General features: G+C 44.3%; 7 protein-coding genes and 1 pseudogene. 7 read left to right on the top strand and 1 reads right to left on the bottom strand.

What is annotated here, in order from left to right; translation table 11 throughout:
* From R7E78_RS23560 to R7E78_RS23545, 4 genes and pseudogenes are all read left to right on the top strand, one after another.
* Positions 1-71, top strand: a pseudogene (locus R7E78_RS23560) (elongation factor Tu); the annotation flags it as partial.
* Positions 72-402: 331 nt separating this feature from the next.
* Complete coding sequence (locus R7E78_RS23555) at positions 403-591, top strand: (2Fe-2S)-binding protein (protein ID WP_005381360.1); 189 nt, start codon at positions 403-405, stop codon at positions 589-591.
* Between the two features lie 93 nt (positions 592-684).
* Positions 685-1,161, top strand: coding sequence for a bacterioferritin (gene bfr, locus R7E78_RS23550; RefSeq protein ID WP_005381359.1), 477 nt, complete (start codon positions 685-687; stop codon positions 1,159-1,161).
* A 206-nt stretch (positions 1,162-1,367) separates the two neighbouring features.
* Positions 1,368-2,645 carry a malic enzyme-like NAD(P)-binding protein gene (locus tag R7E78_RS23545; protein WP_005381358.1) on the top strand — a complete coding sequence of 426 codons (1,278 nt, stop codon included), beginning with the start codon at positions 1,368-1,370 and terminating at the stop codon, positions 2,643-2,645.
* 113 nt (positions 2,646-2,758) lie between these two features.
* Here R7E78_RS23545 and metJ read toward each other — a convergent pair whose 3' ends face one another.
* Positions 2,759-3,079, bottom strand: a complete 321-nt coding sequence (metJ, locus tag R7E78_RS23540; protein WP_005381353.1) for a met regulon transcriptional regulator MetJ — start codon at positions 3,077-3,079, stop codon at positions 2,759-2,761.
* A gap of 225 nt (positions 3,080-3,304) precedes the next feature.
* Between metJ and R7E78_RS23535 the strand changes: the two genes are divergently transcribed.
* From R7E78_RS23535 to metF, 3 genes are all read left to right on the top strand, one after another.
* Positions 3,305-4,465, top strand: coding sequence for an O-succinylhomoserine (thiol)-lyase (locus R7E78_RS23535; RefSeq protein WP_262640712.1), 1,161 nt, complete (start codon positions 3,305-3,307; stop codon positions 4,463-4,465).
* Between the two features lie 15 nt (positions 4,466-4,480).
* Positions 4,481-6,889 carry a bifunctional aspartate kinase/homoserine dehydrogenase II gene (locus tag R7E78_RS23530; protein ID WP_017633523.1) on the top strand — a complete coding sequence of 803 codons (2,409 nt, stop codon included), beginning with the start codon at positions 4,481-4,483 and terminating at the stop codon, positions 6,887-6,889.
* Between the two features lie 262 nt (positions 6,890-7,151).
* Positions 7,152-8,054, top strand: a complete 903-nt coding sequence (gene metF, locus R7E78_RS23525) for a methylenetetrahydrofolate reductase (protein WP_005381345.1) — start codon at positions 7,152-7,154, stop codon at positions 8,052-8,054.
* Positions 8,055-8,179: the final 125 nt, after the last annotated feature.

Here is an 8,179-nt window from a genome sequence, read left to right as displayed (position 1 = left end):
GTCTACGTTTCGCGATCCGTGAAGGTGGCCGTACAGTAGGTGCTGGTGTTGTTGCTAAGATCTTCGACTAATTCATAACGAATTAAACGAAATCTTGCACTGTTCTTCTTTTTGAAGAAAGCGCATCGAAAAGGGAAGCTTAGGCTTCCCTTTTTCATTTCTAGATTACATTTAGTTATAAGTGTTGAAATAAAAGATGTCACTTTTTCGATTTAAAAACAGAGTTTTACCGGCTTTGTTTCTTAACGCTTTTACTCACCCCTCTTAACCCTTTGATCTTTTCCTGCAGCGGTAAAATCGTTATAACCAAATATTCTGAGCGGACACCATAATGCGACTGGTAACAAGAACTATTCTTGTTTATATTGTTTGTCACAGATTAGTTTTATAGGTTTTTTGAGTATGTACGTTTGTCTTTGCCATGGTGTCTCCGACAAAAAAATTAGGAAGTTGGCGATAGATGAAGGCGTAACAGATATTAAAGGAATCAAAAAGTGCACGGCATTGGGCAGCCAATGTGGTAAGTGCATCAGACAGGCCAAGGAAATTTTAGCGGAAACTAGTTACACGGAATTTAAACAAGCCAGCTAATTGCTGTAAGTATGCAGTAATTATTTGCCTTACATTTTGACACCTTCTCATTTGCTTCTACATTTAAATGAAGCCAAAGAGGAGGGTTTTGTCATGAAAGGCGATCCAATCATCATTCAACATCTCAATAAAGTGCTCGGTAACGAGCTCGTCGCTATTAATCAGTATTTTCTTCACGCCCGAATGTATAAAGACTGGGGCTTAAAGCACCTAGCAGACAAGGAATATCACGAATCTATCGATGAGATGAAGCATGCCGATCATCTAATTGAGCGTATTTTGTTCCTTGAAGGCCTACCGAACCTACAAGATTTAGGTAAGTTGATGATTGGTGAAGATACCAAGGAAATGCTCGAGTGTGATTTAAAGCTTGAAATGGCGGCTATTCCAGATTTAAAAGATGCGATTGCCTACGCTGAAGACATTCGAGATTATGTGTCTAGAGATCTCTTCCAAGATATTCTTGAAGATGAAGAAGAACATGTTGATTGGCTAGAGACGCAACTTGGCTTGATTGAAATGTCTGGTATTGAGAATTATCTCCAAGCGCAATACGTGGACGAAGAGTAACGATACTTTCTGAGTTTGCATACTCCAATAATAGTAAGAAGAAAGAGCACCTGACTCGAAAATCAGGTGCTTAACCCCGTTATCTGGTCTAATCTCTTTTATTATCGGCTTTTTAAGGATATTGCTCGCAATCTTGCCTATGAAGTTTGATTTCTATCCGATAGAATTTATGCCCCCTTACCTAAAAATAAAAAAGAGAAACGTCCATGTCTGAAGACAACCACCAAGCAGCCACTCCAGAAGAAGAACATCGCCAAAAAGCATTGGATTACCATGCTTATCCAACTCCAGGAAAGATTGCTGTCGAACTGACAAAGCCTGCGGAAACGGCGGGTGATCTTGCCCTTGCTTACAGCCCTGGTGTTGCAGAGCCAGTGCGTGAAATCGCACAAAACCCGGATAACGTGTACAAGTACACTGCAAAAGGGAACATGGTTGCTGTTATTTCTAACGGTACCGCTATTCTAGGTCTAGGTAACCTAGGTCCACTTGCATCTAAGCCAGTGATGGAAGGTAAAGCGTTACTGTTTAAGCGTTTCGCAGGTCTTGACTCTATTGATATTGAAGTTAAGCACCGCACGATCGATGAATTTGTTGATACTGTTGCGAGCATTGCAGACACTTTTGGCGGTATCAACCTTGAAGATATTAAAGCACCAGACTGTTTTGAGATTGAAAAGCGTCTGATTGAACGTTGTGATGTACCAGTATTCCACGATGATCAACATGGTACTGCTATTGTAACGGCAGCGGGTATGCTGAATGCAATCGAACTTCAAGGTAAGAAACTTGAAGATTCAACAATTGTTTGTCTTGGCGCTGGCGCTGCCGCTGTAGCTTGTATGGAGCTTCTGATCAAATGCGGCGCAATGCGCGAAAAAATCTACATGCTAGATCGCAAAGGTGTGATTCACACTCGTCGTGATGATCTTAATGAATATAAGCAGCTATTTGCGAACAATACAGATAAGCGCACACTAGAAGACGTGATTGAAGGTGCAGATCTGTTCCTAGGTGTATCTGGTCCAAACCTATTGCCAGCGGAAGCGTTGAAGTTGATGGCAGATAAGCCAATCGTATTCGCATGTTCTAACCCGGATCCTGAAATCAAGCCGGAACTTGCTCACGCAGTTCGTGATGACTTGATCATGGGTACTGGCCGTAGTGATTATCCTAACCAAGTTAACAACGTATTGTGTTTCCCATTCATTTTCCGCGGTGCTCTTGATGTGCGTGCAAGTGAAATCAATGATGAAATGAAACTTGCAGCCGTTGAGGCGATTCGTGAGCTAGCAAAAGAGCCTGTACCTGAAGCCGTATTGAAGGCTGCAGGTGTTGATAAGCTAGAGTTTGGTGCGGACTATATTATTCCAAAACCAATGGATTCACGTTTGCTACCACGTGTTGCAAAAGCGGTTGCTCAGGCGGCGGTTAATTCAGGTGTAGCTCGTATCGAGATGCCTGAAAACTACATGGCAGAGTAATATATCTTTCAGATGTGATACACAAAAATGGGACGCTATTGCGTCCCATTTTTTATGTCATTCATTTGGCTCGAGGCAAGAGTCATTACCTGAAACCTCTTATCAGGCTTTTTTTATTCTTCGTCGAATGACTCAAATTCGATGCCCATTTCCGTCATCAGCGCTTTTACTTCTGTTGGAATATCATCAGGACGGTCTTTACGAAGGTCTTCATCTGTCGGAAGTGGCTGACCTGTGTACGCGTGCAAAAATGCCTCGCATAGCAATTCGCTATTGGTTGCATGGCGTAAGTTATTGATCTGACGGCGAGTACGCTCATCAGTTAGCACCTTTAAAACTTTTAGCGGGATAGAGACGGTAATTTTTTTTACTTGTTCGCTTTTTTTGCCGTGCTCTGCATATGGGCTAATGTATTCGCCATTCCAGTCAGCCATTGCACACCTTCATTTATGTAATCGGTTAAAAATAATTTAGGTGCTGATTTTAGCTGCATTTACCGCCATAAGCAAAGACATATAGACGTCTAGAAGTGTTGACGTCTCATTTTTTGACGAGTAAAGTGAACATAACAGCAAAGGAAGCGTGTTGATCACTTTATGTTACTCATTAGATATAGCGCATTCCTATTTAGAAGTCATTACCCGTGAAAGGATACACCCATGAGCACTCGCAAACCTGCGACCATTGCAGTACGCACTGGTATTGAATCAGACAGCCAATATCATGCTGTCGTTCCACCTATTTATCTTTCCACTAACTATGGTTTTCCTGCTTTTGGTGAAGTGCCCAAGTATGATTACACACGATCTGGTAATCCAAACCGCGGACTGTTGGAAAGTGCGCTATCTGAACTTGAGTCTGGAAAAGGAGCGGTTGTTACTAACTGCGGTACGTCGGCATTAAATTTATGGGTTTCCGCTTTTCTCGGCCCAGATGATCTCATTATTGCTCCTCACGATTGTTATGGCGGCACCTATCGTCTTTTTAATACCCGAGCTAGCAAAGGCGATTTTAAGGTTCAGTTTGTCGATCAATCAGACGAACAGGCTTTAGATGCTGCATTGGCACAAAAACCAAAACTCATTTTGCTAGAAACTCCGTCAAATCCTCTGGTTCGCGTAGTGGATATTGCAGCTACTTGTGAAAAAGCGAAACAAATCGGCGCGTTAGTTGCGGTGGACAATACCTTTTTGACACCCGTGTACCAAAAACCTTTAGAGCTAGGTGCGGATTTTGTTATCCACTCCACAACAAAGTACATCAACGGTCATTCGGACGTAATTGGTGGAGTAATCATCACCAACACAGAGGCGCATGCAGAAGAGCTTGCATGGTGGGGCAATTGTATTGGTGCAACGGGCACACCTTTCGATAGTTATATGACGCTGCGAGGTATTCGTACGCTTGGTGCTCGTATGCGAGTACATGAGGAGAGCTCACAGCAGGTACTGGCTTACCTACAGAAACAAGCGTTAGTTAAAACTATCTATCATCCAAGCCTGCTGGAACATCCAGGTCATGACATCGCTAAAAAGCAGCAAACGGGCTTTGGCTCTATGTTGAGTTTTGAGTTTGCTGGTTCGTTTGAACAGTTAAAGGTGTTTGTGAAAGAGCTCCAACTGTTTTCATTAGCAGAGTCATTAGGTGGTGTAGAAAGTTTGATTTGCCACCCAGCATCCATGACGCACCGTGCAATGGGTGAGGAGGCGTTGGCGGAGGCTGGGGTCTCTCATCAACTATTGCGTTTGTCTGTCGGTTTGGAAGATGCACAAGACCTCATCACAGATTTAGAACAAGCGTTCGCTAAAGCTACCCAGTAATAGGAGACGATAACAATGACTGTACAACGTCAGCTGCATAAGTTTGGTGGCAGTAGCTTAGCAAACCCAGAATGCTACTTACGCGTTGTGGGTATTCTCAAGGAGTATTCGACAGAAAATGATCTGGTGGTCGTCTCTGCTGCAGGAAAAACCACTAACCGCTTGATTGAGTTTTTGGAAGGGTTAAATAAAGATGGCCGAATTGCGCATGAAGCGCTTCAAAGCTTAAGACAGTTTCAAACTGAGCTAATAGAAAGCTTGTTGGAGAGTGAAGCAAAAGAAGAGCTGTTAGCTTTATTACATGATGAGTTCAGTACTCTCTCGGAGCTGACTGCACCACTCACTAATGCGCAAAAAGCCGCGGTACTGGGGCACGGAGAAGTATGGTCTGCTCGCCTATTGGCCGCGTTATTATCTCAACGTTCTATCCCTGCGGTTGCACAAGATGCACGAGCGTTTTTACGTGCAGAAGCGGGAACTCAACCAGAGGTTGATCGCGCTCGTTCATACCCTTTAATTAAAGAGATCCTCGCGCAGCATAACCATAAACGTGTGGTAATTACTGGCTTTATGGCTCAGAACGAGGCAGGAGAAACCATTCTACTTGGTCGTAACGGCTCTGACTATTCTGCAACGGTCATAGGCGCGCTTGCTGAAGTCAGTACTGTCACGATTTGGAGTGATGTTGCTGGTGTCTATAGTGCCGATCCACGTTTGGTGTCTGATGCTTGTTTATTACCGTTACTTCGATTGGATGAAGCCAGTGAACTTGCTCGCTTAGCTGCCCCAGTGCTACACAGTCGTACGCTTCAGCCTGTGGCGCAAAGTACCATGGACCTTAATCTCAAGTGTAGCTATCTGCCAGAGTCGGGTTCTACTCGTATTGAGCGTGTATTGGCATCTGGTCGTGGCGCTAAAATTATTACTTCACTGGATGATGTTTTATTGGTGCAGTTGTCTTTCATGCATGGGCACGACTTCGAAAAAACACAGAGTGATGTATTACAAGCGTTGCAGCGCGCGCAATTAGAGCCATTGGCATTTGAAGCTCAATCCGATCAGCATACGCTACGCTTGGCTTACACCGCAGAAATCGCCGGTGGTGCATTGAAACACTTGCAAGAGCTTGCGGTAGAGGCAGAAATTAAGCTAAAAGAAGGTTACTCGCTCTTAGCTGCGGTAGGTGCAGGCGTTACGAAAAACGCCAATCATTGCTTTGGCTTTTATCAAAAGCTAAAGCACTCTCCGGTAGAATTTATCTCTGAAACAGACTCAGGGCTGAGCCTAGTCGCTGTTTTGCGCCGTACTGATACCGAGGCGTTGGTTCAAACGATTCATAGCCAGTTGTTCCAAGCGCAAAAACGCGTGGCAGTGGCTTTATGTGGCAAGGGTAATATTGGTTCTAGTTGGTTAAATTTATTTGCGACGCAAAAAAGTGAGCTCGAAAAACGTCATGGTATGAGCTTTGATCTTGTCGCGGTTGTGGATAGCCAAACCTATTGGTTCGATGAGCAAGGTATTGAGGCGGCGAGTGTTGCTGAACGATTTGATGATGAAAGCATAGCAAACAATGGGGATTGGCTGGCACGTTTGGGAGCGCTTAAAAGCTATGATGAAGCCGTCGTGCTTGATGTTACCGCGAGTAAAGAGTTAGCTCAGCGCTACGTAGAAATCGCACAGCAAGGCATTCATTTGATTTCCGCTAACAAAGTGGCCGGTTCCGCAGATAGTCAGTACTACCATCAGGTTCAAGATGCATTCGCTAAAATTGGTCGTCATTGGCTATACAACGCAACGGTTGGTGCTGGGTTACCGATAAACCATACCGTGCGAGATCTTCGTGAAAGTGGGGATGAAATCGTCGCTCTATCGGGGATTTTCTCGGGGACGTTATCATGGCTGTTCCAACAGTTTGATGGTTCTGTGCCATTTAATGATTTAGTCGATCTTGCTTGGCAGCAAGGGTTAACCGAACCTGACCCTCGTTCTGATTTAGATGGCTCCGATGTAATGCGTAAGTTAGTCATCTTGGCTCGAGAGTCGGGCCTAGATATAGAACCAGACAGCGTTAAAGTTGAGTCTTTGGTGCCAGAAGAATTAAGAGAACTGAGCTTAGATGATTTCTTCGATAATGGAGCGTTGTTGAGTGAAATACTTCAAGAGCGTCTGACAAAAGCACAGAGAAACGATCAAGTGCTTCGCTATGTGGCGCGTTTAGAAAAAAATGGTAAAGCAACGGTGGGAGTCGAAGCGTTATCTCGTGAGCACGCGCTCGCCAACTTATTGCCATGCGATAACATTTTTGCCATAGAGAGCAAGTGGTACAAAGATAACCCTCTGGTCATTCGAGGACCAGGCGCAGGCAGAGAAGTGACAGCCGGCGCTATTCAATCCGACCTCAACCGATTGGCTGGTTTATTTTAAAGTTGCGATTGACCTAAAAACCCTGGAATTAATCCAGGGTTTTTTATTCCCCTATCAGTGCCATACTGAAGTCATAACCCGTGCAAAATGGTGAGATGATGCTCAAGTAGAAACTTGAACTATCTTCATTATTAACGTGAGAAAAATTCATAATTACAAGGTTGACATTAAATCGTATTCAATACATTCTGTAGACATATAGACGTCTAAACGTCGATTTTAAGGATTTGTTTTCGTGGCGGAGTGCCGCAGGGAGAGTAAGATGGGATATACGCACGCAGGCCATATCGACGCCTTGAACCAGAATATTGCTGAGTTATCAGATAACATCAATGTATCGTTTGAGTTTTTTCCGCCAAGCAGCGCTAAGATGGAAGAAACACTTTGGAATTCAGTGCACCGTCTTAAAACGCTTCAACCTAAATTTGTTTCTGTGACTTACGGTGCGAACTCCGGCGAGCGTGACAGAACACACTCCATCATTAAAGAAATTAAAGCCACAACCGGATTGGTTGCCGCTCCCCATCTCACTTGTATTGATGCGACTCGTGAAGAGTTGATTAATATTGCCGATGATTATTGGAACAATGGTATTGAAAATATCGTCGCTCTGCGTGGTGATATTCCTCCAGGTGGCGGTGCGCCTGATATGTATGCCTCGGATTTGGTTGAGCTGCTGAAATCACGCCACGATTTCGATATCTCCGTTGCTGCATTCCCTGAGGTTCACCCTGAAGCTAAAAGCGCTCAGTCTGACTTATTGAACCTAAAACGTAAGGTAGATGCAGGTGCAAACCGTGCTATTACTCAGTTCTTTTTTGACGTTGAGTCTTACCTGCGATTCCGTGACCGTTGTGTCGCAGCAGGAATTGACGTAGAAATTGTGCCAGGAATTTTGCCTGTATCGAACTTTAAGCAAGCGTCTCGCTTTGCGGCACAGAACAACGTGAAAGTACCAGGATGGATGAGCAAACAATTCGATGGTTTGGATGATGATCCGGTGACTCGCCAGCTTGTAGGAGCTAGCCAAGCTATTGATATGGTGCGTGTACTGAGTCGTGAAGGGGTTAAGGACTTTCACTTCTACACACTAAACCGTGCAGAGATGACTTACGCGTTATGCCATACGTTGGGTGTTCGTCCTCGCGCAGTAGTCGGTGCGTAAATCTGGTTTCAAAAAGATAAAAGGCTTGCCAAGTGGCAAGCCTTTTTCGTTTTCAGCCCTAAACCACCTACTTCAGTAGGTGGTTATCATCCGCTTCGGCTTTGCCTGTAAAACTACTCATGCTA

Source organism: Vibrio sp. YT-19(2023) (assembly GCF_033337395.1).
This window is presented reverse-complemented; position numbering and strand designations above follow the sequence as displayed.